Source organism: Blautia faecicola (genome assembly GCF_004123145.1).
In the GTDB taxonomy this organism is placed as follows: domain Bacteria; phylum Bacillota; class Clostridia; order Lachnospirales; family Lachnospiraceae; genus Oliverpabstia; species Oliverpabstia faecicola.
In genome coordinates this window covers 2090749-2116802 of sequence record NZ_SDKC01000001.1, presented here as the reverse complement: position 1 = coordinate 2116802, position 26054 = coordinate 2090749, and the positions used below count along the sequence as shown (strand labels likewise).

The 26054-nt window shown below is 45.3% G+C and carries 30 protein-coding genes and 2 pseudogenes; 29 read left to right on the top strand and 3 right to left on the bottom strand.

Annotated features, from left to right (window positions below; all coding sequences use genetic code 11):
• Positions 1-2 precede the first annotated feature (2 nt).
• From ETP43_RS09520 to ETP43_RS09370, 27 genes and pseudogenes are all read left to right on the top strand, one after another.
• Entirely contained in the window at positions 3-1751 is a 1749-nt protein-coding gene (locus tag ETP43_RS09520) for an ammonium transporter (RefSeq protein ID WP_022173066.1), read from the top strand.
• 178 nt (positions 1752-1929) lie between these two features.
• A complete protein-coding gene (locus tag ETP43_RS09515) occupies positions 1930-3132 on the top strand; it encodes an FtsW/RodA/SpoVE family cell cycle protein (protein WP_129257893.1) in 1203 nt (400 codons plus the stop codon).
• Positions 3133-3244: 112 nt separating this feature from the next.
• Positions 3245-3478 (top strand): acyl carrier protein, encoded by a 234-nt coding sequence (gene acpP / locus ETP43_RS09510; protein WP_022400467.1) that lies wholly within the window; start codon positions 3245-3247, stop codon positions 3476-3478.
• Positions 3479-3597: 119 nt separating this feature from the next.
• Entirely contained in the window at positions 3598-5058 is a 1461-nt protein-coding gene (gene gltX / locus ETP43_RS09505) for a glutamate--tRNA ligase (RefSeq protein WP_129257892.1), read from the top strand.
• Positions 5059-5078: 20 nt separating this feature from the next.
• Positions 5079-6941 (top strand): ATP-dependent helicase, encoded by a 1863-nt coding sequence (locus tag ETP43_RS09500; protein ID WP_129257891.1) that lies wholly within the window; start codon positions 5079-5081, stop codon positions 6939-6941.
• Positions 6931-7503, top strand: a complete 573-nt coding sequence (locus ETP43_RS09495) for a 4'-phosphopantetheinyl transferase family protein (RefSeq protein ID WP_129257890.1) — start codon at positions 6931-6933, stop codon at positions 7501-7503. The genes ETP43_RS09500 and ETP43_RS09495 overlap by 11 nt, the downstream gene beginning before the upstream one ends.
• Before the next feature lie 48 nt (positions 7504-7551).
• Positions 7552-8520: a stage III sporulation protein AA gene (spoIIIAA, locus tag ETP43_RS09490; protein WP_129257889.1), complete on the top strand. Its 969-nt coding sequence runs from the start codon at positions 7552-7554 to the stop codon at positions 8518-8520.
• Positions 8514-9032 (top strand): annotated as a pseudogene (locus ETP43_RS17640) (stage III sporulation protein AB). The gene spoIIIAA and the pseudogene ETP43_RS17640 overlap by 7 nt, the downstream one beginning before the upstream one ends.
• A 14-nt stretch (positions 9033-9046) precedes the next feature.
• A complete protein-coding gene (gene spoIIIAC / locus ETP43_RS09475) occupies positions 9047-9241 on the top strand; it encodes a stage III sporulation protein AC (protein ID WP_022173058.1) in 195 nt (64 codons plus the stop codon).
• A gap of 26 nt (positions 9242-9267) precedes the next feature.
• Entirely contained in the window at positions 9268-9654 is a 387-nt protein-coding gene (locus ETP43_RS09470; protein WP_022400461.1) for a SpoIIIAC/SpoIIIAD family protein, read from the top strand.
• On the top strand, positions 9638-10801 hold the full coding sequence (locus ETP43_RS09465; RefSeq protein ID WP_129257886.1) for a stage III sporulation protein AE: 1164 nt from the start codon (positions 9638-9640) through the stop codon (positions 10799-10801). The genes ETP43_RS09470 and ETP43_RS09465 overlap by 17 nt, the downstream gene beginning before the upstream one ends.
• A 70-nt stretch (positions 10802-10871) precedes the next feature.
• The gene (spoIIIAF, locus tag ETP43_RS09460) at positions 10872-11393 is read left to right on the top strand and encodes a stage III sporulation protein AF (RefSeq protein ID WP_164979677.1); all 522 of its coding nucleotides are present in this window, start codon (positions 10872-10874) and stop codon (positions 11391-11393) included.
• Positions 11394-11396: 3 nt separating this feature from the next.
• On the top strand, positions 11397-11960 hold the full coding sequence (locus ETP43_RS09455) for a stage III sporulation protein AG (protein ID WP_129257884.1): 564 nt from the start codon (positions 11397-11399) through the stop codon (positions 11958-11960).
• Between the two features lie 87 nt (positions 11961-12047).
• Positions 12048-12755 (top strand): SpoIIIAH-like family protein, encoded by a 708-nt coding sequence (locus ETP43_RS09450; protein WP_129257883.1) that lies wholly within the window; start codon positions 12048-12050, stop codon positions 12753-12755.
• Positions 12756-12828: 73 nt separating this feature from the next.
• Positions 12829-14139, top strand: coding sequence for a vWA domain-containing protein (locus ETP43_RS09445; protein WP_243114245.1), 1311 nt, complete (start codon positions 12829-12831; stop codon positions 14137-14139).
• Between the two features lie 21 nt (positions 14140-14160).
• Positions 14161-15687, top strand: a complete 1527-nt coding sequence (locus tag ETP43_RS09440; RefSeq protein WP_129257882.1) for an ATP-binding protein — start codon at positions 14161-14163, stop codon at positions 15685-15687.
• Positions 15688-15854: 167 nt separating this feature from the next.
• Positions 15855-16673, top strand: a complete 819-nt coding sequence (locus tag ETP43_RS09435) for an alpha/beta hydrolase (RefSeq protein ID WP_129257881.1) — start codon at positions 15855-15857, stop codon at positions 16671-16673.
• A gap of 20 nt (positions 16674-16693) precedes the next feature.
• Positions 16694-17056: a VOC family protein gene (locus ETP43_RS09430; RefSeq protein ID WP_106492421.1), complete on the top strand. Its 363-nt coding sequence runs from the start codon at positions 16694-16696 to the stop codon at positions 17054-17056.
• Between the two features lie 671 nt (positions 17057-17727).
• Positions 17728-18411, top strand: coding sequence for a pyridoxamine 5'-phosphate oxidase family protein (locus ETP43_RS09415; protein ID WP_279222154.1), 684 nt, complete (start codon positions 17728-17730; stop codon positions 18409-18411).
• Between the two features lie 45 nt (positions 18412-18456).
• Positions 18457-18948 carry a GNAT family N-acetyltransferase gene (locus ETP43_RS09410; protein WP_129257880.1) on the top strand — a complete coding sequence of 164 codons (492 nt, stop codon included), beginning with the start codon at positions 18457-18459 and terminating at the stop codon, positions 18946-18948.
• 161 nt (positions 18949-19109) lie between these two features.
• A pseudogene (locus tag ETP43_RS09400) lies at positions 19110-19622 on the top strand (ATP-binding cassette domain-containing protein); the annotation flags it as partial.
• 38 nt (positions 19623-19660) lie between these two features.
• Positions 19661-20572 carry an ABC transporter ATP-binding protein gene (locus ETP43_RS09395; protein WP_129257879.1) on the top strand — a complete coding sequence of 304 codons (912 nt, stop codon included), beginning with the start codon at positions 19661-19663 and terminating at the stop codon, positions 20570-20572.
• Positions 20572-21474, top strand: a complete 903-nt coding sequence (locus ETP43_RS09390; protein ID WP_129257878.1) for an ABC transporter permease — start codon at positions 20572-20574, stop codon at positions 21472-21474. The genes ETP43_RS09395 and ETP43_RS09390 overlap by 1 nt, the downstream gene beginning before the upstream one ends.
• Before the next feature lie 23 nt (positions 21475-21497).
• Entirely contained in the window at positions 21498-21572 is a 75-nt protein-coding gene (locus ETP43_RS18460) for a hypothetical protein (protein WP_334295521.1), read from the top strand.
• A 1-nt stretch (position 21573) separates the two neighbouring features.
• Positions 21574-21846, top strand: coding sequence for a type II toxin-antitoxin system RelE/ParE family toxin (locus ETP43_RS09380; protein ID WP_129257877.1), 273 nt, complete (start codon positions 21574-21576; stop codon positions 21844-21846).
• Positions 21843-22130 (top strand): helix-turn-helix domain-containing protein, encoded by a 288-nt coding sequence (locus ETP43_RS09375; protein ID WP_129257876.1) that lies wholly within the window; start codon positions 21843-21845, stop codon positions 22128-22130. The genes ETP43_RS09380 and ETP43_RS09375 overlap by 4 nt, the downstream gene beginning before the upstream one ends.
• Before the next feature lie 17 nt (positions 22131-22147).
• Positions 22148-22849, top strand: a complete 702-nt coding sequence (locus ETP43_RS09370; protein WP_129257875.1) for a YjjG family noncanonical pyrimidine nucleotidase — start codon at positions 22148-22150, stop codon at positions 22847-22849.
• A gap of 221 nt (positions 22850-23070) precedes the next feature.
• Here ETP43_RS09370 and ETP43_RS09365 read toward each other — a convergent pair whose 3' ends face one another.
• Both ETP43_RS09365 and ETP43_RS09360 read right to left on the bottom strand, forming a co-directional pair.
• Entirely contained in the window at positions 23071-23928 is an 858-nt protein-coding gene (locus tag ETP43_RS09365; RefSeq protein ID WP_129257874.1) for a carbon-nitrogen hydrolase family protein, read from the bottom strand.
• 120 nt (positions 23929-24048) lie between these two features.
• Positions 24049-24939: an AraC family transcriptional regulator gene (locus tag ETP43_RS09360; RefSeq protein WP_129257873.1), complete on the bottom strand. Its 891-nt coding sequence runs from the start codon at positions 24937-24939 to the stop codon at positions 24049-24051.
• Positions 24940-25128: 189 nt separating this feature from the next.
• Here ETP43_RS09360 and ETP43_RS09355 point away from each other — a divergent pair, with 189 nt between their 5' ends.
• Positions 25129-25776, top strand: coding sequence for a sugar O-acetyltransferase (locus ETP43_RS09355; protein ID WP_129257872.1), 648 nt, complete (start codon positions 25129-25131; stop codon positions 25774-25776).
• Here the strand turns inward: ETP43_RS09355 and ETP43_RS18455 are convergent.
• Positions 25670-25906 carry a DUF6783 domain-containing protein gene (locus tag ETP43_RS18455; RefSeq protein WP_334295520.1) on the bottom strand — a complete coding sequence of 79 codons (237 nt, stop codon included), beginning with the start codon at positions 25904-25906 and terminating at the stop codon, positions 25670-25672. The genes ETP43_RS09355 and ETP43_RS18455 overlap by 107 nt on opposite strands.
• Here ETP43_RS18455 and ETP43_RS18450 point away from each other — a divergent pair.
• Positions 25805-26050: a DUF6783 domain-containing protein gene (locus tag ETP43_RS18450; RefSeq protein WP_334295519.1), complete on the top strand. Its 246-nt coding sequence runs from the start codon at positions 25805-25807 to the stop codon at positions 26048-26050. The two genes, ETP43_RS18455 and ETP43_RS18450, sit on opposite strands and share 102 nt — an antisense overlap.
• The last annotated feature ends 4 nt before the right edge of the window (positions 26051-26054 follow it).

Sequence of the window (26054 nt, the reverse complement as noted above, 5' to 3'; positions counted from 1 at the left end):
GTATGACAGAAGAAATTATGGAAGTTCTGAACGGTCAGGTATTTGGCGTATGGTTCCTGATCGGCGCTGCATTGGTGTTCTGGATGCAGGCTGGATTCGCGATGGTGGAGGCAGGTTTTACCAGAGCGAAAAACACGGGTAACATTATCATGAAAAACTTGATGGATTTTTGTATCGGTACCTGTACCTTTATCCTGATCGGTTTCAGCCTGTTACTGGGAGAAGATATGGTAGGGCTGATCGGAAAACCGGGATTTGATATTTTTACCAGTTATGCAGATTTTGACTGGTCGAACTTCGTATTCAACCTGGTGTTCTGTGCAACAACAGCAACAATCGTTTCCGGAGCCATGGCAGAAAGAACAAAATTCTTATCCTATTGTATTTACTCCGGTGTAATCTCCGCACTGATCTATCCGATCGAAGCACACTGGATCTGGGGCGGCGGCTGGCTGGCTCAGATGGGATTCCACGATTTTGCAGGATCCTGTGCAATCCATATGGTAGGTGGTATCTCCGCACTGATCGGTGCCAAGATCCTTGGACCGCGTATCGGAAAATTTACGAAAGATAAATCCGGAAAAATCACAAAAGTCAATGCATTTCCGGGACACAACCTGGCAATCGGTGCACTTGGTGTATTTATCCTGTGGCTTGGCTGGTATGGATTTAACGGCGCAGCTGCAACATCTGTAGAACAGCTTGGTTCTATCTTTGTAACAACAACCATCGCTCCGGCGATCGCAACCGTAACCTGTATGATCTTTACCTGGGTTCGTTACGGAAAACCAGATGTATCTATGTGTCTGAACGCTTCCCTGGCAGGTCTGGTAGCCATCACGGCACCATGTGATGTAACCGATGCACTCGGAGCAATCATTATCGGTATTGTATCCGGTCTGCTGGTAGTATTTGGTGTATGGTTCCTTGATTATGTATTAAGAGTAGATGACCCGGTTGGTGCAGTCGCAGTTCACTGCTTAAACGGTATCTGGGGAACGATCGCAGTTGGTCTGTTCGCAACCACATCCGCACCTGGAAATGATGATCTGGTTGGTCTGTTCTACGGCGGTGGATTTACCCTTCTTGGAAAACAGCTGATCGGTTTTGCAGCAGTAGCATCATGGACCGTAGTAACCATCACAATCACTTTCCTTGTGATCCGTGCTGTTGTAGGCTTGAGAGTTACCGAGGAAGAGGAAATCGTAGGTCTGGATGCAATGGAACATGGTCTGGCATCTGCTTACTCAGGATTCAGTATCATGGATGTTTCCAACACCATGATGATGGATGTCAATGAAAATACAAACCTTGGTACAGATGATTACAAAGCAGCATCTGATGCGCAGAAAAATGCAGCAGTTAAAGTAGTAAAAGCTCCGGCAGCAGCAGATACCGGTATGTATAAAGTAGTTATCATCTCGAAACTGTCAAGATATGACAAACTGAGAAAAGCTATGAACGATCTGGGTGTCACCGGTATGACCGTTACACAGGTTATGGGCTGTGGCGTTCAGAAAGGTGCCGGCGAGAAATACCGTGGTGTTGAAATCGATGCAACCCTGCTTCCAAAAGTAAAAGTAGAAGTGGTAGTCAGCAGCATTCCGGTCGATCAGGTCATCGAAGCTGCAAAGAAAGTTCTGTATACCGGACATATCGGCGATGGCAAGATCTTTGTATACAATGTTGACAGAGTCGTAAAAGTCCGCACCGGTGAAGAAGATACGGATGCACTGCAGGATGTAGAATAAAAAGTAAACATTCTCCTTAGATAAAGCAGAACCTCCGGACATCTCAGAAACATAAAAAAAGAGATGTCTGGGGGTTTTTTTCTCTTTTTAATAGTGTTATACTAAACAAAGATATCCGGTTGTTACCTTCGGCGGGATATCGATAGCAGGGGAGCATTAAAAGAAATGAGGGTATTGCATGGAACAAAAAGAGAAAAAAAGAAAGAAAAAGAAAAACTTTCGGGGTGGATATTATGATTATAATCTTCTTGCGATCGTAATCCTGCTGATCTGCTTCGGACTGATTATGCTCTACAGTACCAGTGCCTATGAGGCGCAGATGAAATTTCACGGGGATGATATGTATTATTTCCGCCGGCAGGCGCTGATCAGCGTGGGAGCGATTGTCATTGCAATTTTGATATCAAAATTGGATTATCATCTGATGATTCCGTTTACGGGAGCGTTGTACGTGATCTCGCTTATACTGATGGCAATGGTACGTTTTTCTCCGTTTGGTGTGGAAGCATACGGTTCCAGACGATGGTTAAAACTGGGAATCCAGTTCCAGCCGTCCGAGATTGCCAAGATTGCAATCATTACTTTTTTACCGGTTCTCATTATTAAGACGGGGAGAAAGGTAAGAAAACCGGGGACGGTAGCATTTCTTGTGCTGGTCGGTCTGATTCAGGCGGCAGGGGCATTCGTGCTCACCGATAACCTGAGTACAGGTATTATCATTGGCGGAATTGCCATGGTTATGATCTTTATCGCACATCCGAAGACCAAACCGTTTCTTGTGGTAGCAGCCATCATCGGTACGATTGCGGGAAGTATTGTTGCCTATATGGGACTGACCATGACAACCAGTGAGGATTTCCGTATTCGGAGGATTCTGGCATGGCTGCATCCGGAGGCAAATATGTCGTCCGGAGGATATCAGGCATTACAGGGACTGTATGCGATCGGAAGCGGCGGTTTCTTTGGCAAGGGTCTGGGAAACAGCGCTCAGAAACTTGGAACGATCCCGGAGGCCCAGAACGATATGATTTTTTCTATCGTCTGTGAGGAACTGGGGGTTTTCGGAGCGGCGCTGTTACTTCTAATGTTCGGCTATCTGCTGTATCGTCTGTTTTTTATCGCACAGAACGCACCGGATCTTTATGGAACGCTGGTTGTGGCGGGCATTTTTGTACATATCGCGCTGCAGGTGATCCTGAATCTCTGCGTAGTATTAAATCTGATGCCGACCACCGGTATCACGCTTCCTTTTGTCAGTTACGGAGGTACATCGATCCTGTTTTTGATGACGGAGATGGGGATTGCCCTGAGTGTTTCGGGGCAGATCCGGACGACGGAAGCGGAACGTGAAGAAATGATGGAAGTGGAAACAGAGCAATAACAAAGTTTTTTGCATATTTCCACGAATGGGTTGACAAATGATTTTATAATAGATATACTTTCGTTAAACAAAGGCGTAAGTCGAAAAAGCTTTATTAAGGAGATAAAAAGATATGCTGGAAAAAATGAGAGAGATTATTGCAGAGCAGTTAAACTGTGATGGTGAGACAATCGGTCTTGACACCTCATTTAAAGATGACCTGGGAGCTGATTCACTGGATCTGTTCGAACTGGTTATGGCTCTGGAAGAAGAATACGGACTGGAGATTCCTGCAGAAGAACTTGCAGATGTGGAAACCGTTGGAGACGTAATTGAATACTTAAAAAGCAAAGGTGTGGAGGATTAATTCCACACCTTTTACCTTGAATAAGGGGATTGTGAATGTGCTAAGCACACAGCAGTCCGGAATTACAGGTGTCAGAAGATTCAGTGACATCTACATTATAAATAACAGGAGAAAATATTATGAGCACAGTAAAAACAAGATTTGCACCAAGCCCTACCGGAAGAATGCATGTAGGAAACTTAAGAACTGCATTATATGCATACCTGATCGCAAAACATGAAGGCGGAAAATTCATGCTGCGTATCGAGGATACCGACCAGGAACGTTTCATGGAAGGCGCACTGGAGATCATCTACCGTACCCTGGCAAAGACCGGTCTGGTACATGATGAAGGTCCGGACAAAGACGGTGGTGTAGGTCCCTATGTACAGAGTGAGAGACAGGCACAGGGTCTGTATCTGAAATATGCAAAAAAACTGATCGAGCAGGGAGACGCTTATTATTGCTTCTGCGATAAAGAACGTCTGGAAAGTCTGAAGACAGAAGTAGCAGGAAAAGAGATCACCGTATACGACAAACACTGTCTGCATCTGTCCAAAGAAGAAATCGAGGCAAACCTGGCAGCAGGAAAACCATACGTTATTCGTATCAATATGCCGACCGAAGGAACCACAACCTTCCACGATGAGCTGTACGGAGATATCACCGTAGAAAATAATGAGCTGGATGATATGATCCTGATCAAATCTGACGGATATCCAACCTACAACTTTGCAAATGTTATCGATGATCATCTGATGGGAATTACTCACGTAGTAAGAGGAAACGAATATCTGTCCTCCGCACCGAAGTACAACCGTCTGTATGAAGCATTTGGATGGGAGATTCCGAAATACATCCACTGCCCGCTGATCACAAACGAAGATCACCAGAAACTGTCCAAACGTTGCGGACATTCTTCTTATGAAGATCTGCTGGATCAGGGATTCCTGACCGAAGCGATTGTAAACTTCGTAGCACTTCTGGGATGGAGTCCGTCTTCCGACAATGAGATTTTCTCTCTGGAAGAACTGGTAAAAGAATTTGATTACCACAGAATCAGCAAATCTCCGGCAGTCTTTGACATGGTAAAACTTCGCTGGATGAACGGCGAATACATGAAGAAGATGGATGATGACAAATTCTATGGAATGGCTCTGCCGTATCTGAAGGAAGTGATCACAAGAGATCTGGATTTCCACAAGATCGCAGCCATGGTAAAAACAAGAATCGAAGTATTCCCGGATATCAAAGATCACGTAGATTTCTTTGAAAAAGTACCGGAATATGAGACATCCATGTATGTGCATAAAAAGATGAAAACTAACGAAGAAACTTCTCTGCAGGTACTCAAAGAAGTACAGCCGTTACTGGAGGCGCAGGAAGATTTCAGCAACGATGCACTGTTTGCAATGCTTTCCGCTTACGCAAAAGAGCATGGATACAAAGTTGGTTATGTAATGTGGCCGATCCGTACCGCTCTGTCCGGAAAACAGATGACACCGGCAGGCGCTACAGAGATTCTGGAAGTTCTCGGAAAAGAAGAGAGCCTTGTAAGAATCCAGGCAGCTATTGAAAAGCTGACAAAAGCAGCAGAATAATTCCCATATGGAGGGAAAGAATGGAGTTTAACAGGGAACAGCAACAGGCGATGGAACACAAAGATGGTCCGATGCTTGTACTTGCCGGACCGGGATCCGGTAAGACGGAAGTCATTATCCGCCGTACCCGTAAACTGATTCAGGATTATCAGGTCGCTCCTTCATCTATCCTGGTGGTCACCTTTACCAAGGCGGCCGCAGGACAGATGAGGGAGCGATTTTTACACCTGTGTGGAGTAGAAAAAAGCCAGGTGACTTTTGGTACATTCCATGGAATCTTTTACGGCATCCTCCGGCAGGCATATGGTATCACATCGGCGAACATCGCCAGTGAAGAAATAAAATATCAGATTTTACGACAGATTTTGCAGAATTCCTCGATGCAGGTGGAAGATGAAAATGACCTGCTGGAGTCGTTGGCGAGAGAGATCAGCACGGTAAAAAACGGAAGGATCCCGTTAAGCCATTATTATTCGGCAAGCTGTCCGGATGAGGAATTTCGGAAAATCTATGAGACATACGAAAAACGGCTGCACGGGAAACGACTGCTGGATTTTGATGATCTTCTGGTATACTGTTATCAATTATTTCAGAAACATCCGGATATTTTACAGGCGTGGCAGAAAAAGTTTCGGTATATCTTGATCGACGAGTTTCAGGACGTCAACCAGTTGCAATATGATATCGTCCGTCTTCTGGCACTTCCGGAAAATAATCTGTTTTTAGTGGGCGACGATGACCAGTCGATTTACCGGTTCCGGGGAGCCAGACCGGAGATCATGCTGCAGATTCCGAAGGATTTTCCGCAGTTGCAGCAGGTGATCTTGAAGCAGAATTATCGTTGTACCGGAGAAATTGTGGAAAAATCTCAGAATGTGATCCGCTGGAACGATGCGAGATATGAAAAACAGCTGTTTACGGAAAATGACAAGGGAAAACTGATCGAGATCCGGACTTTTGAAAATGAGAGTGAGGAGACGACCTGGCTGTTAAAACAGATCCAGAAGGATCTGGCAGAAGGCTGTCCGCACAAAGAGGTTGCGATTTTATTCCGTACCAATCATAATTGCAGAATGACGGTGGAGCGGCTGATGGAGTACAATATTCCGTTTACGATGCGCGATGTCCTGCCGAATCTGTATGAACATTGGCTGGCGAAAAATATGGTCGCTTATATGCATCTGGCGATGGGCGGTCGGGAGCGAAAGGATTTTCTTGCCATCATGAACCGTCCGAACCGGTATCTTTCCAGAGAAGCATTTTACGAAAAAGAAGTGCCGTTTGAGATTCTGTATCAGTTCTACGAAGGAAAAGAATGGATGTGTGACCGGATCGAGAAGTTCGAGCATGATCTGAAGATGATGAAAAATATGGCACCGTTCGCGGCTATCAATTATATCCGATATGGGATTGGCTATGACGAGTTCCTGAAAGAATATGCGCAGTACCGGAAGATCAAAGTGGAAGAGCTGTATGATCTTTTGCGGGAGATCCAGGAGAGTGCCAAAGGATACAAAACATTTCAGGAATGGTTTGATTCCATGGATGCCTATAAGGAAAAACTCAAAGAACAGTCGGAGAAGGTGCGCCAGCAGGAAGGAATCGTTGTATCGACGCTGCACAGCGCCAAGGGACTGGAATTTGAACGGGTGTATATTCTGGATGTCAATGAGGGGTGTATGCCTTATCAGAAAGCGATTCTGGATCCGGAGATTGAAGAAGAACGCCGGATGTTCTATGTCGGCATGACGAGAGCGAAAAAGGAACTGCATCTGTATGCGGTGGAAGAGCGGTTCGGAAAGAAGATGGAACCTTCCCGTTTTCTGGTAGAACTGGAAGAAGCACCGAAGCGTGGCAGCGGGGGGCAGAAAAATGGAAAATAATGTAAATACAGAACATATTTTATGGCGGTCCCCGGATCAACAGACAGAAGTCTGGATGCAGCAGGTCAGCGGCAAAAAACCGGAAGAAAAGAAAGAACAGTCCCGGGCAGGATATTGCCTGTTGGCGGAAATGGTAAAAACGAGATATGGATATGATTTTTGGAAAGAGACAGATCCGGTAGTAAGAACAGAAACCGGAAAACCATATCTGCGTCTGCACCCGGAACTGTTTTTTAATATCAGTCATTCGGGGGACTGGATCGCCTGCGCGCTGGGAGATGCACCGGTGGGGCTTGATATCCAGTATCACAGAGAAATAAAAGTGGAACAGACAGCCAGAAAAATCTGCAACCCGGAGGAATGGAAACTTTTTCAACAGGCAGATACGGAGCGGGGGAAAAAGGATGTTCTGTTTCAGATCTGGACAAAAAAAGAAAGCTATCTGAAGTTCACCGGCGAAGGAATCCGCAGGGAGTTGTGCGAGATTTCTTACGAGGAATGCAGCTTTTACCAGTTGACGATGCCGGATGAGTATTCCGGTATGATTTGCGTAGGGAAATAGTTCTATTTACAGTCTGTCCACATATAGTAGAGGTAAGAGGTGATGTACATGAAACGGGAGGAAGTTATCCGTCTGTTTCCGGAGCGTATCCGAAAAATCTTACAGCAGGCAGACTGGAATCCACAGGGGTTGCAGGAGATTCGTCTTCGGGCAGGGAAACCGCTGATTTTGTGGCAGGATGGGCAGGAATATTTTGTGGCGGAACAGGGATTTTTGACGAGGCATCGGGAACAGGCATATATCGTATCGCAGGAAGAGATCCGAAGAACGATGGAGACAGTAGGAACGTATTCCCTCTATGCGTATGAAGAGGAATTAAAACAGGGATTTCTGACGATACAGGGTGGGCATCGGGTCGGTGTGGCGGGAAAAGCGATCATGGAAGAGCAGAAAGTAAAAGGACTTTCGCAGATTTCCTGTATTAATATCCGGTTTGCACATCAGATTACCGGCTGTGCGGATATGGTGATCCCGTATGTGACGGAAGAGGGAAAACTTTGTCATACGCTCATTATCTCCCCACCGGGCTGTGGAAAAACGACGCTGCTGCGGGATCTGGTGCGGCAGATTTCCGATGGCTGGGAGACGTTTCCGGGCTATACGGTGGGCGTGGTGGATGAGCGGTCAGAGATCGGCGGCAGCTATCAGGGAATTCCGCAAAATGATGTGGGAATCCGTACCGATGTGCTGGACTGCTGCAGCAAGGCGGAAGGGATGGTCATGCTGCTTCGCTCGATGGCACCGCAGGTGATCGCCGTGGATGAGATCGGTAATTATGAGGATATCCGTGCCATTGAGATGACGCTGAACAGCGGATGCAAACTTCTGGCAACAGTCCACGGAAGTTCCATCGATGAGATCCGGAAAAAACCGCTATTGGAACGACTGATGAAAGAACATGTTTTTGAACGCTATATCATCCTGCAGAAAGAAACGGCAGGGCAGATCGGAAAAGTCCAGGAAATCTATGATGAACGAGGAACCTGCCTGTACCAGAGGCAGCGGTCGGTGTGCTGAAAGCAGGCGGTGCTCTGCTGGTATTTTTTGCCGGCTGGGGCATGGGAAACTGGAAGAGCAGACAATATCAGCGGCGGATCGAAGACTTACAGATGTTACAGCTGATCATCAGCTGCCTGACCGGAGAAATCTCCTTTGCAAGAAATACGCTGCCGGAAGCATTTTCCAGGATCAGCACAAAAGTGGTGTCTCCTTTTCGGGAATATCTGCAATCCATTGCAGAGCGATTGAAAGCGCAGACCGGCGAAGCATTTGCAGGGATTTTGAAAGAATAGACACAGACGGTGCGGGAAAAGACCGGTCTTTGGGAAGAAGACTGGGATCTGTTTTTACAGACGCTTGGACATCTCGGTTATCTGGATGCAAGAATGCAGATCCGGCTTCTTGAGAACGGACGGGCAGAACTTGCGGCGAGGGAAGAGAAACTGCAGCATCAGCTGCCGGAACAGAAAAAAGTGTGGCAAAGCCTCGGGATCCTGGGGGGAGCCTTTCTGGTGGTGATCCTTATCTGAGACGGGAGGCGGTTGTGGAAGTCGGGATTATATTTAAAATCGGTGCAGTGGGGATCCTGGTATCCGTCCTGAGTCTGGTGTTAAAGCACAGCGGGCGGGAAGACCAGGCATTTCTGACCAGTCTTGCCGGGCTTGTGCTGGTATTGTTTTGGGTACTCCCCTATATTTATGATCTTTTTGAAACCGTAAAAAAATTATTTGCCCTGTAGTGTAGGCAGGCGGGGAGGATGGCGATATGGAAATTATCCGGATCAGTGCAGCGGGCATCGCCTGTGTACTGGCTGCGATCTTTATGAAAACGGCAAAGCCAGAGTATTCGGTCTATCTGACGATGGCGGCAGGACTCTTTATTCTGGCGTTCGCGGTGGGAAAGTTCAGTTATCTGTATGAATCCCTGAAAAAAATACAACAATATGTACCTGTAGATACTACATATATGAATATCCTTATGAAAATGATCGGTATCACCTATATCGGTCAGTTCTCGGCAGGAATCTGTAAGGACGCAGGCTATTCTGCAGTGGCGGGACAGATCGAGATCTACGAACGGCTGGCAGTACTGGCAATCAGTATGCCGATCCTTACCGCACTGCTGGAGACGATCCATGCGTTTCTGGGATAAGAAAAAGAGTGGGAAAATACTGAAAATAGCAATCTTCAGTCTGTTCCTGCTCTTTTTTTGTACCCGGATCTGTGTGTATGCTGCCGAAAATCAGGACTTTTCACGCGAGGAAGAAGCATTGGAAGAGCTGGATCTGAAGGACGTGGAGACGGCGGTGGATCAGCTGCTGGAAGAAAAACAGAGCATGCGCGGGATGATCCGGGAAATTCTGACAAGCGGACAGGCATTTTCCGCAGAGCAGTGGAAAGCCGTGATTCAGCAGGGCGTGTGGGATGCCATGGGGATCCAGAAGGAAACTTGCGTACACATTCTGGTGCTGGTGCTTCTTTCCGCAGTGTTCTATCATCTGTCCGGAGTTTTTCAGAATAACCAGATCGGAGATATTTCTTTTTATATGATCTATCTTCTGTTGTTTTTACTGCTTTTGCAGGCGTTTGATCAGATGGCGGGGCAGATGGAAAGCCTGCTTGAGGGTGTGGCGGTATTTATGAAAGCACTGCTTCCGGCGTATTATATCGCACTGACCGGGGCATGTGGCGTGGCAACGGCGACAGCATTTTACCAGATGATCCTGATTTTGATTTTTCTCACAGAAAAGATCCTGTTACTTTTTATCCTTCCGGCGATCCGGATGTATCTGGTGCTGGAACTGATCAATTTCCTCACAAAAGAAGAATTTTTATCGAAAATGACCGAACTTTTAAAGAACGGAATCCTCTGGGCACTGAAATCCATGGTAGGCGTGATCGTGGGGATCCAACTGATCCAGCGTCTGATCTCCCCGGCGGTTGACACCCTGAAACGATCATTGATCGGCAGGACAGCCGGTGCGCTTCCCGGGGTGGGAAACCTGTTTTCCGGGATCACAGAAGTAGTGCTCGGATCGGCGGTGCTGATCAAAAACTGCCTCGGTGCGGCGGCAATCGTGATTCTTCTGCTGGCAGGCGCAGCTCCCCTTTGTCGGATGGGAATCAGTGCACTCGTTTACCAATTTCTGGCAGCCCTGGTACAGCCGGTGACGGACAAGCGGATGGTAGGGTGCATCCATACGATGGGGGAGAGTCTCGGGATGCTGGTACGGATGCTTCTGACGATGGAAATTCTGTTTTTGCTGACGATTGCGATTCTGGCGGGATCTCTGCAATGAAAAAGTAGGTGTTCGAGGTTGAGTGTAGGGGAAATACAGGTGTTACAACAAGACGGAAGGAGGGAAAATATTGGAATGGCTTTCCCAGTGGGTGCGAAATCTGGCGTTTTATTTTATTTTCCTGTCGGTATTGATGAATGTGATCCCTCAGGGAGAGGAACGAAAATACATCCGTTTTTTTATGGGACTTTTGCTGATATTGGTACTGATCAAACCGCTACTGACCGTCGGAAATCTGGATCAGATCCTCTCCTGGGAGACACTTTCGGAAGGAATCCGGCAGGAATACGAGGACTTTTCGATGGAGAAAAAATATCTGGAACAGGAAGGAAATGATTATGTACAGGAAAACTGCCAGAAGGAGATGGAACGCCAGATAAAAGCGCTGCTGGAAGAGCTGTCTTACGAGAGTACAGAGGTCAGTGTGAAATTTTTTAACGGGGAGGAACTGGATGTGAAAGAAATCCGCTGTGTGATCCGGCGTATGGACGGGAATCCGCCCGGGGAAAGTGAGTCTGACGAGGTAAAAAGGAAACTTGCACAAGTCTATAATCTTCCGGAAGGGAATATAAATATAAAGATACAGGAGTAGTCTATGAAGGAGAGGGTGTTTGCAGCAGTCAGAGGGATGAAACGGGAGCAGTGGCTGATCTGCGGGCTGGCAGGTCTTTTACTTCTTGTGATTGCCGCTCCTGTAAAACAAAAGGAACAAAAAAAGACGCAGGAGGAGGTAACGGTACAGTCGCAGGAACCGACCGACGACCAGATCCGGCAGTCCTATGAAAAACAGCTGGAGAGTGTGCTGTCGCAGGTAGAAGGTGTGGGAACTGTGCAGGTGGCGGTGGCGATGGAATCCACCGGGAAGAAACAGGTGGAAAAAGACAGCCCGGAGGATACCAGCACGTCCAGTGAAAAAGGAGATTCCGGAACAGAACGAACCAGTCAGGCGGTAACCACGGGGGAAACTACAGTATACGAGGATACCGGAGACGGGGGACAGACACCCTATATATCCTCAAGTACCTATCCGGAGATCCGCGGCGTGATTGTCGTAGCCCAGGGAGGCGGCAACCCGGTGATCGTACAACAGATCCAGGAGGCGGTGATGGCATTGTTTCACGTCGAAGCTCATGAAATCAAAGTGTTAAAAATGAAATGAGCCCCAGGGATTGTGGAGTACGAAGTACGGAACAATCCGGTATCATAGTATCAGCAGAGTCAAAATGAATAAAAAAGGAGAGCAGCAGTGAAAAAAATATTTAAAAAGAATCAGATCATTATCACAGCGCTGGCAGTCATGATTGCCGCGGCAGGCTATATCAGCTATTCCGATGCACAAATAAAAGGAAAAAAAGATAAGACTGCAAAGACCGAGACCGCCAGTGAGACGGAGACTTCGGTCAATATGGATCAGGTTCTGCAGGATATGGAAAATCTGGATCTTGATGTTACGGATGAGACCGGTGCGGCGACCGCCAGCGACGGTACAGATGCCACGGCTTCCGGCGAAGGGTCATCCGGCACAGAATCACAGATTCAGGAGACACCGGGGGAGGCTGTTCTGACAGGTGCTTCTACATATATGGCACAGGCGCGCATCGAACGGGAACAGATCCGCTCCCAGAATAAGGAATCTCTGTTATCGATCATCAACAACGAAGCACTTTCCGAGACAGAAAGAGAAAGTGCGATCGCCAGTATGGTAAATATGACCGATCTTGTGGAGAAAGAAGCGGCGGCAGAACTGCTTCTCGAAGCAAAAGGATTTCCGGATGTGGTTGTAAATCTGACCGGAGAGACAGCGGACATTGTAGTACCGGATACCCAGGTGGACGATGCCAGCAGAGCGCAGATTGAGGATATTGTCAAACGGAAAACCGGCATTGCAGCAGAAAATATCGTGATCACGCCGATGAGCAGCCAGTCAGGTGACGAAACACAGGAAAATCAGTAAAAGGATCTGCTTGTAAATCAAAATAAAGGGTGCTACGATGGATACAGAATATAAAAAATGGTGATGTATACAAATGAATGAACAACAACATCTGGAAGAAGTGATCAAACGTTTTTTGCAAAGCACGCAGGAAAACGAAGAAATAGCAAAAGAGGATGCAGCTTATCTGAAACGCAGGATCCGCCCCGCCATGGAGTATCTGATCGGGCAGGAAAATATTGACGGGATGAAAAAACTGGAAGACAGGGGATGGTTTGGAGAACAGGAACTGAACGGGTTTCTGACAAAAGCAGGAGAACTGGAAAAATGGGATGCTTTCCGGGTATTGCTGGCTTGGAAGAACCATATTTCCGTAAAAGAAAAATCCACAGCCACAGAGACGAAACAGGAACTGATCGCCGGTCTGATGAAACACTGCAAAAATGAGTTATGCTGGCGGTATCCGGAGCTTGGCAGGGCGTTGCTGGAGCTTCGGGTACAGCCGGATGAGCAGGTAACCGCTATGGAGACAGACGGGGAGAGCCTGTATGTGAATCCGGAATATCTGATTCAACTTTTCGGAGAGAATCCGGAGAAGGTATATGAGAAATATCTCCGGCTGATCCGCCAGTGTCTTGAAATGCCGGAACGTTTTGGAGAGAAGACAGCGAAACAGAAAGCAATCTGCAAAAAATGGAAGGAAATCGCAGAAGAACTTGCGATTACCTACGGCGCAGGCGGAAAACGAAGAGGCGAGAACCGCGGTGGTCAGAGCGAAGAACTTTCTGAAATCGAGAAGGGAAAATATGACTACCGGCGGTTTTTACGTCGTTTTACCGTTACAAGAGAGGAGATGAAACTGGATCAGGATGCGTTTGACCCGGTTGCTTATTATTATGGGATGGAACGGTATGGAAATCTTCCCATGATCGAGCCTCTCGAAACCCGGGAGGGGAACCGGCTGGAGGAACTGGTGATTGCCATAGACACCTCCGGTTCCTGTAAAAAAGAAATGGTAGCCCGTTTCCTTGGAGAGACCAGAAGGATTCTGGAAGAAAAGGAAAATTTTTTCGAGAACTGGAAAGTATGCCTGATCCAGTGTGACAGTTTTATTCAGGAAAAAGTGATGATCCATTCCGCAAAAGAGTGGGAAACCTACCGGGAGCAGATGGTGATTCACGGAAGAGGAGGAACCGATTTTCGCCCGGTGTTCGAGGAAGTGGAGCGGATGCGGGAGAAAAGAGAATTCAGCGACTTGAAAGCACTGATTTATTTTACCGACGGTGACGGGATCTATCCGGAGAAGAAACCGGATTATGAGACAGCATTTGTATTTGTAAAAAAGAGTGAGAAGATGGACCGGGTGCCGGGATGGGCGAAAAAACTGCTGGTGACAGAAAAATAATACAGGGGAAAGAGAAAACAGATGAATATCAAAGAAGCAAAAGAAACGATAACACATACGCTGCAGGCGTATTTTCAGAAAGAGGAAAACGGGTATCCGCTGGTTCCACTGCGGCAGCAACGGCCGATCCTGATGATCGGACCTCCGGGAATCGGAAAGACTGCCATCATGGAACAGATCGTCGGAGAATGTGGCGCAGGACTGGTGGCGTACACGATGACACATCATACGAGACAGAGTGCCATGGGACTGCCGAAAATTGTGGAGCGGACGTTTGGCGACACGCAGGTCAGTGTGACCGAATATACGATGAGTGAGATCATTGCTTCCATTTATATGTGTATGGAACGAACCGGAAAAAAGAGAGGAATTTTATTCCTGGATGAGATCAACTGTGTATCAGAGACACTTGCGCCGGTGATGTTGCAGCTTCTTCAGGATAAAACGTTCGGAAACCAGAAGCTTCCACCCGACTGGCTGATCGTAGCGGCAGGCAACCCGCCGGAATACAACAAATCCGTCCGGGAATTTGACATCGCGACGCTGGACCGTGTCCGAAAGATCGTGCTGGAGCCGGATCTCGATGTCTGGATGGAATATGCACTGCTCCATCAGGTACATGGAAGTATCTGGTCGTATCTGGAAGCACACAGAGATCGCTTCTACCGGATCCGTCAGGAGGACGGAAAAAAACAGTTTGTGACGGCGCGGGGATGGGAGGATCTGTCTGCTGTGCTGAGAAGCTATGAAAAAATGGGATTTCCGGTAGAAAAAACACTGGTGGAGCAGTATCTGCAGGAAGAAAAGACAGCGGCGGAATTTTTTTCGTATTACCAGATTTATCAGAAGTACGGACAGGATTATCAGATTGGACAGGTTTTGGATGGAAGCCTTTCGGATACAGAACGGAAGGCGATTACCCGGATGGCAAAAGAAGGAACGCCGCAGGAGCGCAGCATGGTACTGGCGTTTCTGCTGGCTGTGCTGGATCAGAACATCGAACAGTATTTCCGGGAAAGGCAGATACAGAAGGCGCTGGCAGAAAGCCGCAGACAGCTCGGTATTTTCTGGGGCAATGATGCCGGAAAGACATTCGGAGACTGGATCGAGAGCAGAGAAAAAAGTTTGCAGATCCGTACAGAACGGGAACTGATCCGAAGAGAAAAGCGACAGATCGAAGAGGCGGTGCTGAAGATCCTGTGGAAGATCGATCAGGAGGCAAAAGTGGATCATGAGAGTGGACGGGAAGCACTGAACCGACGGCTCGAACAGGTCTGTGAGGAAGAGACGAAACGGTGTGACGAACGGCAGGAGGGCATCTCGCAGAAGTTGGAGCGGGGATTTGCATTTCTGGAAGAAAGCTATGGTACAGGGGCAGAGCTGGCATTATTTGCAGCGAATCTCACAAGGAATGATCGGATCCGGAAGTTCCTCGGAACCTATGGCTGCCCGGCTTATACCAGATATGAACAACAGCTGCTCGGCGGAGAAAAATTGCTGAAAAACAGATGCAGGGATATGGAAGAAAGGTCAAAGAACGGGAATTGACAGAAAGATTGCAGGACGTATAATGAGTAATAGAGCGTGTAACTGTTCCATAGGTAGTCATTGTGAAGGTACTGAACGGTTACTAAAATTTTTAAATGCAGAATAAAGAATGTGCCTTGTCAGGTACAAGTAAGACAACAGAGAAAGAGTCAGGAGGACACAACACTATGATTTGCAAAAAGATTGATATCAGCGTAGACAGTTATCAGGAAACCGCAACATTATATACCTATTTTCTGGACAACTCTCCGGAGATGATTCCGGACAGAAAACGTCCGCTCGTTCTGATCTGCCCGGGCGGCGGCTATGAGATGACATCCGACCGGGAGGCAGAACCGGTGGCGATTCAGTATATCGCAAAGGGATATCAGGCGGCGATCCTTCGTTACAGCGTGAAACCGGCAAAATATCCGCTGGCACTTTTGCAGCTGGCGAAAGCAGTGGCACATCTGAGAGAATATGCGGACGAATACCATATAGATACGGAAAAAATAGTGGTACAGGGATTTTCCGCCGGCGGTCATCTGGCATGCAGCCTTGGAGTTTTCTGGAAGAAACCGTTTCTTTCCGAAACACTTGGCGTGTCCGCAGAACAGATCCGGCCAAACGGAATGATCCTGTGCTATCCGGTTATCACTTCCGGGGAATATGCCCACAGAGGTTCTTTTGAAGCATTGCTTGGAGAAGATGCTTACGATCCGAAAAAACGGAAAGAACAGTCGTTGGAACTTCAGGTGACAAAGGATACCCCTCCGACTTTTTTATGGCATACAGAACCGGACGACTGTGTTCCGGTGGAAAATTCGCTGTTCTTCTTTGAAGCATTACATAAAAATAAGATACCGGTGGAAATGCATATCTACCCGGCAGGCGGTCATGGTCTGAGTCTCGCAAACGAAGAAACAAAACGCCAGGACGGCAGCGGCATCCAACCAGAGTGCCAGAGCTGGATGGAACTGGCTTGCGGATGGATGTCACGGTTGTAAAAAGTGGGAGTAATTGTGCAGTGAAATTAAAGAATGTATTGATCGTTGTAAAAGATATAGAAAAAGCAAAAAAATTTTATCACGATCTGTTCGGTCTGGACGTAGTGCTGGATCAGGAAGGAAACGTGATTTTGACCGAGGGACTGGTGCTTCAGGATGAAGCAATATGGAAAAAATATCTTGGTAAAGAGGTTGTTCCGAAAAATAATTCCTGTGAGTTGTATTTTGAAGAAAAAGAGATAGAAGATTTTGCTGAGAAATTGGAAAAACAATATCCGGAAATCTATTATGTCAATCGGTTGATAACACACAGCTGGGGACAGAAAGTGATCCGTTTTTATGACCTGGATGGCAACCTGATCGAGGTTGGAACACCGGTGTAGTGTACTATAGTATGGAATCTGCAAGAAAAAGAAGAGTAGAAAACTGGGCTGTTACAGAAAATAAAGAATTCTGTGACAGCCCAGTTTTTCTGTTGATATAGATATCAATACCTGTTATAATATATAAAACACATTATAGTATTTTATATACACATCTGATATACATATTCTGAAAATATTCCACAACCTAAAAATTAGAAAAAAGCATTTGTATAAAATTAGTAAAGGGAGCGATATATGGATAAAAAAGAAAAACATAGAAGAAATGCAAAATATGGATGATATCGCTATGATTCAAGATTTGCACTTCCGGTATATGATGGGAGTGGAGAAATTGAAAGACATAATATATTTCATGCATCATTGTTAATCAGACATGCATCAGATGGGAGAATGTATCTGTATGATATAATTGACATAAAAAAAGAAACGAGCAACTCCTTCAGTTTATAAACACTTACCGGACAAAAAACCTATTTCTTATGTATTAATAGTAAAAGTATTTTGAAGGTTCGTCAAGTCCTTTTGAAAATAAATTTATAGATATTTTATGTAAAAGGTAAGAGTTCATAATAAATAATAACTGAATGAAAAAGCGCTGTACAGTATAAATGTTTTCGCTTACAATAAAAATATCGGACGAAGGACGGAGAAGAAAGGATGAAGCGATTATGAAAATAAAAATTGTGAAAAAGACAGATGAATATTCCAGTGAATATCAGATCGGTGATATTTTTGAGGTTGAGGGCACCTGGTACGGAGGAGTGCACATTACTGGGAAAACAGGAATTCCGGTTTCTCTGGATAGAGAGGAATATGAAGAAATCACAGATATGACTCCGGAAGAATATCAGGCAGCAGCCGTTTACTGGGTGGAAAAAGATAAAGAAAGCAAACACATGGAACCGGAACAGCTGAAACAGGAGGCAGACGCCTTTTTACGTGCACACAATACCTGTGCCCTGGCAACCGGTGGGGACGGAGTGATCCGGTGTACACCATTGGAATACAGCTGGCACGACGGTGCTGTCTGGATCTTCTCAGAGGGCGGAAAGAAATTTGCGGGACTTGAGAAAAATAAGAAAGTAAGTCTTGCTGTCTATGAAACATATAGCGGATTTGGCAGTCTGAACAGCATCCAGATTACGGGTACAGCTGTGATTGTGCCTCCATTTTCAGAAGAATATCTACAGGCGGCTGAATTCCGCAAAATCCCTGTAGAAGCACTGAAAAAACTGGAGCATCCGATGCACCTGATCAAAATCGTTCCGGAGGAGATGGAACTTCTGAATTCTGATTTCAAGAAACAGGGATATGGAAGCCGACAGAAGTTAAGGTTTACGAAGACGGTATAAAAAATCTGGAAAATTCGATAAGAAAGGTCAGAATAAAAGGTAAAAATGAAGATTAGAAAAGCGAAAGAGGAAGATTTGTCAAGAATCGCAGAAATATTTATCTGCAATAATAGAATCAACTATTTTCCAATATTCAAAGATGAGAGCTACTCATTCGGTGAGCTGCAGGTTGTTCCCTTTATAGATAATTACCTGAAAAAAGACGAGGTCTTCAAAAATCTCTATATATATGATGACGGACTGATCCGTGGCTTTATCCAGATGAACGGAACAGAGATCTGTAAGCTGTATGTGGATCCATGGTTTCAGGGGCGAAAAATCGGTCATGAACTGATAACATTTGCGGTGGAACAGTTTGGTGCGGATCATCTGTGGGCGCTTGAGAAAAATGAGCGGGCGCTTGCATTTTACCGGCGTCACAGCTTTACACCGACAGGAAAGAGAGAATTTGAAGAAGGGACAACGGAGTATATTGTAGAACTCAGAAAAAAAACAGATGGAGAGAGAAGAACAGAAAACAGTGACCAGCGAATATGACAATAAAACATTTTTTGAGGAATACGCCAAAATGTCCCGCAGTCAGGAAGGTCTGCGTGCGGCTGGAGAATGACACCAGTTTAAAGAGCTTTTTCCAGAGTTACAGGGAAAAAAGTGCTTGATCTTGGATGCGGCTACGGCTGGCACTACATTATACTGGTCAGATGTTCCTGCGTCTGGGGCTTGCAACAGTGATCGTTGTTGGAAATACGCTGATCATGAAAGAGCAGATTACCTTATTTTCCTACCTGTTATTCCTGATCGCAGCATCCCGATTATATGATCCGCTCTCGGGAGCAATGGTAAATATGGCAGAATTATTTGCTGTGGATCTTCAGGTGAAACGTCTGAAAGGCATCCAGGATTTCTCGGTGGTATTCCAGAAGGTGGTGTTGTTTAATAATACGATTATGGAAAATATCCGTATAGGCCGGAAAAATGCAACGGACAAGGAAGTTATCGCTGCTGCGAAAGCCGCACGGTGTCACGAATTCATTGAGCGTCTGCCGCAGGGATATCAGACAGTGATAGGAGAAAACGGATCCACACTTTCCGGTGGAGAGTGTAAGCGCCTGTCCATCGCCAGAGCACTGTTAAAAGATGCCCCGGTGATCCTTCTCGATGAGGCAACCGCATCCCTGGACGTAGAGAACGAAACCGAGATATTTGATGCCGCAGCATTTAAGGAAAAATGAAAATATAAGGAGAAGATATGGAATCAGATATTATTAAAATCAGCCGTCTGAATAAAAGCTTTGGCGAAGTAAAAGCTGTAAATGATTTGAGCTTTTGTGTGAAAAAAGGAGAATTGTTTGCGTTTCTTGGAGTAAACGGTGCAGGGAAAAGTACAACCATTTCTATTCTCTGCGGACTGCTGAAAAAAGACAGTGGAACGGTTCAGGTAAACGGAATAGAAACTGACAAAGCCGGCGCACAGACAAAAAGGATGCTTGGTGTTGTATTTCAGGATAGCGTACTTGATAAACCGCTTACAGTGAAAGAAAACCTAATGAGCAGAGCTGCTTTGTACGGCATTACAGGAAATGCCTTTGATAAGAGATTACAGGAGCTGGTCGAGATTCTGGATTTTGACGAGTTTTTAAACAGACCTGTAGGTAAGCTGTCGGGAGGTCAGAGAAGAAGAATTGATATTGCCCGTGCATTATTGCACAGACCGGAGATTTTGATTCTTGACGAGCCTACAACAGGGCTTGATCCGCAGACAAGGCAGTTACTCTGGAATGTTATCGAGAAACTTCAGAAAACAGAAAATATGACAGTATTTCTGACTACACATTATATGGAAGAGGCTGCTAATGCCGGGTATGTTGTGATTCTTGACAAAGGAAGTATTGCAGCGGAAGGTACACCGTTTGAACTTAAAAATGATTATGTACAGGATATCGTGTCAGTTTATGGTGTTTCCGAAGATGAAATGAAGTCATTGAACAGAGAATATAAAAAAATACGTGACGGATATCAGTTAAAAGTAAGAAATACGAAGGAAGCAACGAGACTTATTGTAGAGCATCAGGACTTATTCACGGATTATGAAGTAGTAAAAGGCGGAATGGATGATGTATTTCTTGCAGTCACAGGAAAAAGGCTTGGAGGTGAGCATTGATGAGAACAGTATTGGCACTAATGAACAGGAACAGGAAACTGTATTTTAAAGATAAAGGGATGTTGTTTACATCAATGATCACACCAGTTATTCTGATTGTTCTGTATGCTACGTTTCTTGCAAAGGTTTTCAGAGATTCTTTTACAGCAGCGATTCCGAATATGATCACGATTTCGGATAAGCTCATTAATGGAACCGTGGCAGCACAGCTGACAGCATCACTTATGGCAGTGAGCTGTATCACTGTAACATTTTGTGTGAATTTGACTATGGTGCAGGACAAGGCAAATGGAACAAGGAAGGATTTTAATGTTTCGCCTGTCAGCAAAGGGAAAATTTATTTGGGATATTTTCTGTCAACAGTAGCTAATTCATTGATGGTCAATGGACTTGCGCTTATATTATGTCTGGGATATCTGCTTAAAATGGGATGGTATATGAATGCAGCAGATGTATTATGGGTATTATTTGATATGATATTGCTCGTCCTGTTTGGAAGTACGCTTTCAAGTATCATTAGCTTTTCATTGACAACCCAGGGACAGCTTTCGGCTGTGGGTACCATTGTCAGTGCAGGATATGGTTTTATATGTGGTGCTTATATGCCAATTTCAAATTTTGGATCAGGTCTTCAGAAGGTGCTGTCTTATCTTCCGAGTACATATGCCACTTCATTGATCAAGAATCATATGCTTCACGGAGTGTTCAGAGAGATGGAGAGAAAACATTATCCGGATGAAATGGTTGAAGTGATAAGAGACACTCTTGATTGCAATCCGGTATTTCATGGAAATGTGGTAAGTGTCAATCAGATGATCGGTATTATGATAGGAAGTATAGCTGTATTTGGAATTATTTATTATTTTGTTACATTGCTGCCGGAAGGTGAAGGCAGACGATAGATACGGTACTTACAAATTTTCCTTTGTTTTGTCTGAAGTGTAAAGAAGAAAGCCTGATTGATGCAAAAAAATTTATAGTAAAGGATGCCAGACGCTAGAATGCGTGCCAAAATGGTCGGACTGCTTGAATGGCTGGAAGAAAAAGATAATCAACTTAGAGAACCATACAGTAAAATGCTTGATGATGGAATATTTGAAATCCGGTGTACTGTTGGAAATAATATAACCAGGGTGGTGTATTTCTTTTATTATGAAAGAAAGATAATACTTACAAATGGTTTTATAAAGAAGACGCAGAAGACACCATCAAGACAAATCAAACTGGCGAAAAGGCGAAGAGCAGATTTTCAGGAAAGGATGGGAAGATCATGAAGACATTAAAAGAGTATAAAGCTGAACAGATGAGAGATACAGAATTTGTGAAAGAATATGAAAGTATTCAGCCAGAGACGGATGTTATCAGGGCGATTGTAGAAGCAAGAACCTCTCAGAACCTTACACAAAAGGAACTTGCCGAACGTACGGGCATCAATCAGGCTGATATCAGCAAACTGGAAAATGGAACCAGAAATCCTTCCGTGAATTTGCTGAAAAGACTAGCGGATGGTATGGGAATGGTACTCAAAATAGAGTTTGTGCCGGAACAAAAGGTATGATTACAGAGGAGAAAAGTATGATTACGACAATTTTATGGGATGTAGATGCCACGTTGCTGGATTTCCTGGCGGCGGAAAAGGCGGCGATAAAGAAACTGTTTCAGGAGTTTGCTCTGGGAGAGTGTACGGATGAGATGATCAGGCGGTATTCGAAGATCAACCGGTCGTACTGGGAGCGACTGGAATGTGGAGAACTTACCAAACCGGAGGTGCTGGTCGGAAGATTCCGGGAGTTTTTTGAGACGGAGTGGATCCGCAGCGATGTGGCGGAGGCGTTTAATGACCGCTATCAGCTATGTCTGGGAGATACCATCGTGTTTCGGGATGACAGTTATGAAATCGTGAAGTCCCTGCGGGGAAAAGTGAAACAATATGTGGTTTCAAACGGCACGGTCGTTGCCCAGGAGAAAAAACTGCGTCTTTCCGGTCTGGGAGAATTGATGGACGGCATCTTTTTGTCCGAAGCCCTAGGCGTGGAAAAACCAAACGTAGAGTTTTTTGAAAGGATGTTTGAAACCATCGATCCGGTCGAAAAAGACCAGGTACTGATCGTGGGAGATTCTCTGACCAGCGATATCCGCGGCGGCAACAACGCCGGGATCCAGACCTGCTGGTACAACCCGGATCATAAAGAGCGGTATGCGGATGTAAAGATTGATTATGAGATCGCGGATCTGCACGAAGTTTACGATATCATAGATGCCAACGAGCAGAGGTAAATGCAGTTTGTTTATTAGGAGCGGTGAATAGGTGTCCCTGATAACTGGGAGAGGAGTGACAAGCACCGAAAAGTGCAACTCATGATGTAATATATTATATAAAGAAGAGAAAAACAGCGATATCGTACAAGCTATATACCTGCATGATATCGCTGTTTGTACATTTTTGCACTTTTGCAGAAGCAGAAATATTATCAGCGAAAAACTACGTTATATCTGTATTACGGGCAAAACGGATATGCAATCTCCGTATCCGTCAGAATCTCATATTTCTCCGGGTGACGCCAGGCGCCGGGGCGTTCGTCTTCGCGGTAGCTCCGCAGCATGGAAAGATCCAGGGTTGCAAGATAGATGCCTTCTTCTTCCGGTGTTTCCAGCACACAGGTATCCCGGGAACCGGGTTCGTCAGGCAGATAAACCACACCATCAAAAAGCGTAGAGTGCCCGTTGCAGTCCGGATACGGAGCCGGATAGTTGCAGGTTGCGATGGCAAGCATATTTTCATAAGTCCGTCCCCGCAGCTGTGCCAGCCGGTTGATCTCCATCGGACAGGCATTTGGAACAAGAATCAGTTCCGCTCCTTTTAACATCATGATCCGGGCACTTTCCGGGAATTCCCTGTCATAACAGATCATGGCACCGACCTTTATCGGTCCTTTGGCGGTCTGTAAAGTCTTGACATAAAAAGTATCTCCCGGTGTAAGTCTTGCCTCCACATCAAACGCGCAGGTATGCACCTTCGCATAGCGGAGCACCGGTTTTCCATACATATCAAACAGACAGATCGTATTGCGCGGCGCCGGATGGTAACTTTCAAGAAACGTGATACCGATCGCCATTTGCAATTCTTTTGCAAGTTCCTGAAATACGGTTACAAAAGGACTGTCTACAGAAACCGCCAGTTTCCGAAGCGTCTCCGGTTCCTGGTCGATATCATAGCCGATATTCCAGATTTCCGGAAACAAAGCGATATCCGCCCCTTTTTCTTTTGATTTCCGGCATGCCAGCAGTCCCTTTTCCAGATTTTCTTCCTGCGTTTTCCCAGGAAGAAGCTGTAAAAATGCAATATTTAAATCCATAAAAATCCCCCTTTAAACATATAGAAATGTTGGAGGCAAAAGTATTTTCCCCCTTTGAGACCAGATTGTTCTGTATTTCGTAATCTACTGGTTTTATTATAACACAGAACACCGATAGATTCACACGATCTGATTTCGGTAAAGTTTCGGCGTGGTATGATAGTATTTATGAAAAAGCTCGCAAAAATAACTGGTATTGGAAAAACCACAGGTATAGGCAATGTCCGTAACCGAAAAGCCAGTGCTTCGCAGAAGTGTACTTGCCTTTTCCAGACGGTATTGCGTTACATACTGCACAGGCGGAACTCCGAGATATTTCTGAAACAGCATCGTACATTTGGTCTTACAACAGTTTCCAACAGCGGAAATATCCCGGAGCAGGATTTTATTCTGATAATTTTTCTGCACAAATCCAATCATTAACGTGAGCGACTGGATATCATCCGTATTGGTTTTCACATCAGAAACAGAATCCATATTTTCGGAGAGAAGACCGAGTATATGAGAAAATTTTTCCAGAATAAGAAAAGGCTTCAGCTTGTCCGTAGATTCTTCGTACAGGCTCAGAAGATCACGAAGAATCATATTTTGCCAGGAAATAGCAGGAATCAGTTTCTGGTAAGGAAAACTCGTATTCTGCATCAGAGGATCCAGAAATTGCCGCATAAAATATTCGTTGACAGAAAGAAGATGGGGCGAGAGCAGAATACAGATAAAATTGCAATCGGCATAGCGATCAGAGTAGCCATAATGAAAACACTGACTGCTTATAAAAATACCTTCCCCGGCCCGAAGCGAAATATGCTGCCCGTTGACATCATAGGACAATTCGTCGTCCAGCAGCAAAATAAATTCAAAATCATCATGCCAGTGACTGGTAGTACGAAAATTCGGATAGGTAGACAGCTGCCCCAGCTTTATATAGGCTGGAAAATCCGGAAGATTATAGACCACATTTTCAGAAAAATCAGAATTTAAAACGGTATGTGGATTGACTTTTATAGAAATCACCTTCTTTATAAATGCTTGAAACTGTTCAACAGATAGTATCCCGCGAGGATACTGAACAGTTACGAACGATTGTTATATAAGTATGTCAAATATTGGTATAAAAATCAACAGAAATATATTATTTTTGTAAAAGATAAATAAAAAAGTTTGCAAAATACAAAAAATCAGGAAAGATGGGGAGAATAAATTATGAACAATATTGAAAGAAGAGACGCAGGACTGCCTTACATATCAGATGCTGAGGTCCTTGAACAGCAGAAACCGGCAAGAAGACTGACACAGGCGTTAAATACAGCAGATCGTTCGGACTTTGATAAGATCGGGGCGATTGTAAAAGAATTGCTGGGAAAATCAGACGGCGCTTTTATCAATCCGCCATTCTACTGTGATTATGGTTTTAACATTGAAGTGGGTAAGAACTTCTTTGCAAACTATAACTGCACGATTCTGGATGTAGGTAAAGTTACGATCGGAGATAACTGTCAGATGGCTCCGAATGTGGCAATCTATACCGCAGGTCACCCGGTGCATCCGGATTCGAGAAACAGTGCGTATGAATATGGAATTCCGGTTTCCATCGGAGATAACTGCTGGATCGGTGGCAACAGCGTGATCTGCCCGGGCGTAAAGATCGGTAACAATGTAATCATCGGTGCCGGAAGTGTCGTGATCAAAGATATCCCGGACTGGGCGATCGCAGCCGGTAATCCATGCAAAGTGATCCGTATGATCACAGATGAAGACAGAAAATATTATTATAAGAACAATGAGTTCGATGAAGAAGCATGGAATGATCTGGCAGCCAGAGGATTTGCAGGTACAGAAAATAAAAACTAGAGCGTGTCTGAAAAAGGCTTTTCGTGAGCTGCGAGTCCCAGTTTGTGGGAGATTTTATCCGAATAAGGGCGGCGTAGCGGGCTACGTCAACCGAATGAGGGTAAAATCTCCCACAAAGTGGGGCTCGCAGATTGCGGAAATGATTTTTCAGACACGCTCTAGGACGGAAGCATCGGTTATCTGTCAGAGCCGATGCTTCCCTTTTTGCATTTTGCTTTTCGGCAGGATGCGATGTCGGCGAACGACGAATGGAGATCATGATAGAATCCGATGAGATA

Bases quoted from the DNA above. Each gene is read 5' to 3' on its own strand.
- ETP43_RS09520 (WP_022173066.1), top strand. From the start codon at position 3: ATGACAGAAGAAATTATGGAAGTTCTGAACGGTCAGGTATTTGGCGTA.
- ETP43_RS09515 (WP_129257893.1), top strand. From the start codon at position 1,930: ATGGAACAAAAAGAGAAAAAAAGAAAGAAAAAGAAAAACTTTCGGGGT.
- acpP (WP_022400467.1), top strand. From the start codon at position 3,245: ATGCTGGAAAAAATGAGAGAGATTATTGCAGAGCAGTTAAACTGTGAT.
- gltX (WP_129257892.1), top strand. From the start codon at position 3,598: ATGAGCACAGTAAAAACAAGATTTGCACCAAGCCCTACCGGAAGAATG.
- ETP43_RS09500 (WP_129257891.1), top strand. From the start codon at position 5,079: ATGGAGTTTAACAGGGAACAGCAACAGGCGATGGAACACAAAGATGGT.
- ETP43_RS09495 (WP_129257890.1), top strand. From the start codon at position 6,931: ATGGAAAATAATGTAAATACAGAACATATTTTATGGCGGTCCCCGGAT.
- spoIIIAA (WP_129257889.1), top strand. From the start codon at position 7,552: ATGAAACGGGAGGAAGTTATCCGTCTGTTTCCGGAGCGTATCCGAAAA.
- ETP43_RS09470 (WP_022400461.1), top strand. From the start codon at position 9,268: ATGGAAATTATCCGGATCAGTGCAGCGGGCATCGCCTGTGTACTGGCT.
- ETP43_RS09465 (WP_129257886.1), top strand. From the start codon at position 9,638: ATGCGTTTCTGGGATAAGAAAAAGAGTGGGAAAATACTGAAAATAGCA.
- ETP43_RS09455 (WP_129257884.1), top strand. From the start codon at position 11,397: ATGAAGGAGAGGGTGTTTGCAGCAGTCAGAGGGATGAAACGGGAGCAG.
- ETP43_RS09445 (WP_243114245.1), top strand. From the start codon at position 12,829: ATGAATGAACAACAACATCTGGAAGAAGTGATCAAACGTTTTTTGCAA.
- ETP43_RS09440 (WP_129257882.1), top strand. From the start codon at position 14,161: ATGAATATCAAAGAAGCAAAAGAAACGATAACACATACGCTGCAGGCG.
- ETP43_RS09435 (WP_129257881.1), top strand. From the start codon at position 15,855: ATGATTTGCAAAAAGATTGATATCAGCGTAGACAGTTATCAGGAAACC.
- ETP43_RS09415 (WP_279222154.1), top strand. From the start codon at position 17,728: ATGAAAATAAAAATTGTGAAAAAGACAGATGAATATTCCAGTGAATAT.
- ETP43_RS09410 (WP_129257880.1), top strand. From the start codon at position 18,457: ATGAAGATTAGAAAAGCGAAAGAGGAAGATTTGTCAAGAATCGCAGAA.
- ETP43_RS09395 (WP_129257879.1), top strand. From the start codon at position 19,661: ATGGAATCAGATATTATTAAAATCAGCCGTCTGAATAAAAGCTTTGGC.
- ETP43_RS09390 (WP_129257878.1), top strand. From the start codon at position 20,572: ATGAGAACAGTATTGGCACTAATGAACAGGAACAGGAAACTGTATTTT.
- ETP43_RS09380 (WP_129257877.1), top strand. From the start codon at position 21,574: ATGCGTGCCAAAATGGTCGGACTGCTTGAATGGCTGGAAGAAAAAGAT.
- ETP43_RS09375 (WP_129257876.1), top strand. From the start codon at position 21,843: ATGAAGACATTAAAAGAGTATAAAGCTGAACAGATGAGAGATACAGAA.
- ETP43_RS09370 (WP_129257875.1), top strand. From the start codon at position 22,148: ATGATTACGACAATTTTATGGGATGTAGATGCCACGTTGCTGGATTTC.
- ETP43_RS09365 (WP_129257874.1), bottom strand. From the start codon at position 23,928: ATGGATTTAAATATTGCATTTTTACAGCTTCTTCCTGGGAAAACGCAG.
- ETP43_RS09355 (WP_129257872.1), top strand. From the start codon at position 25,129: ATGAACAATATTGAAAGAAGAGACGCAGGACTGCCTTACATATCAGAT.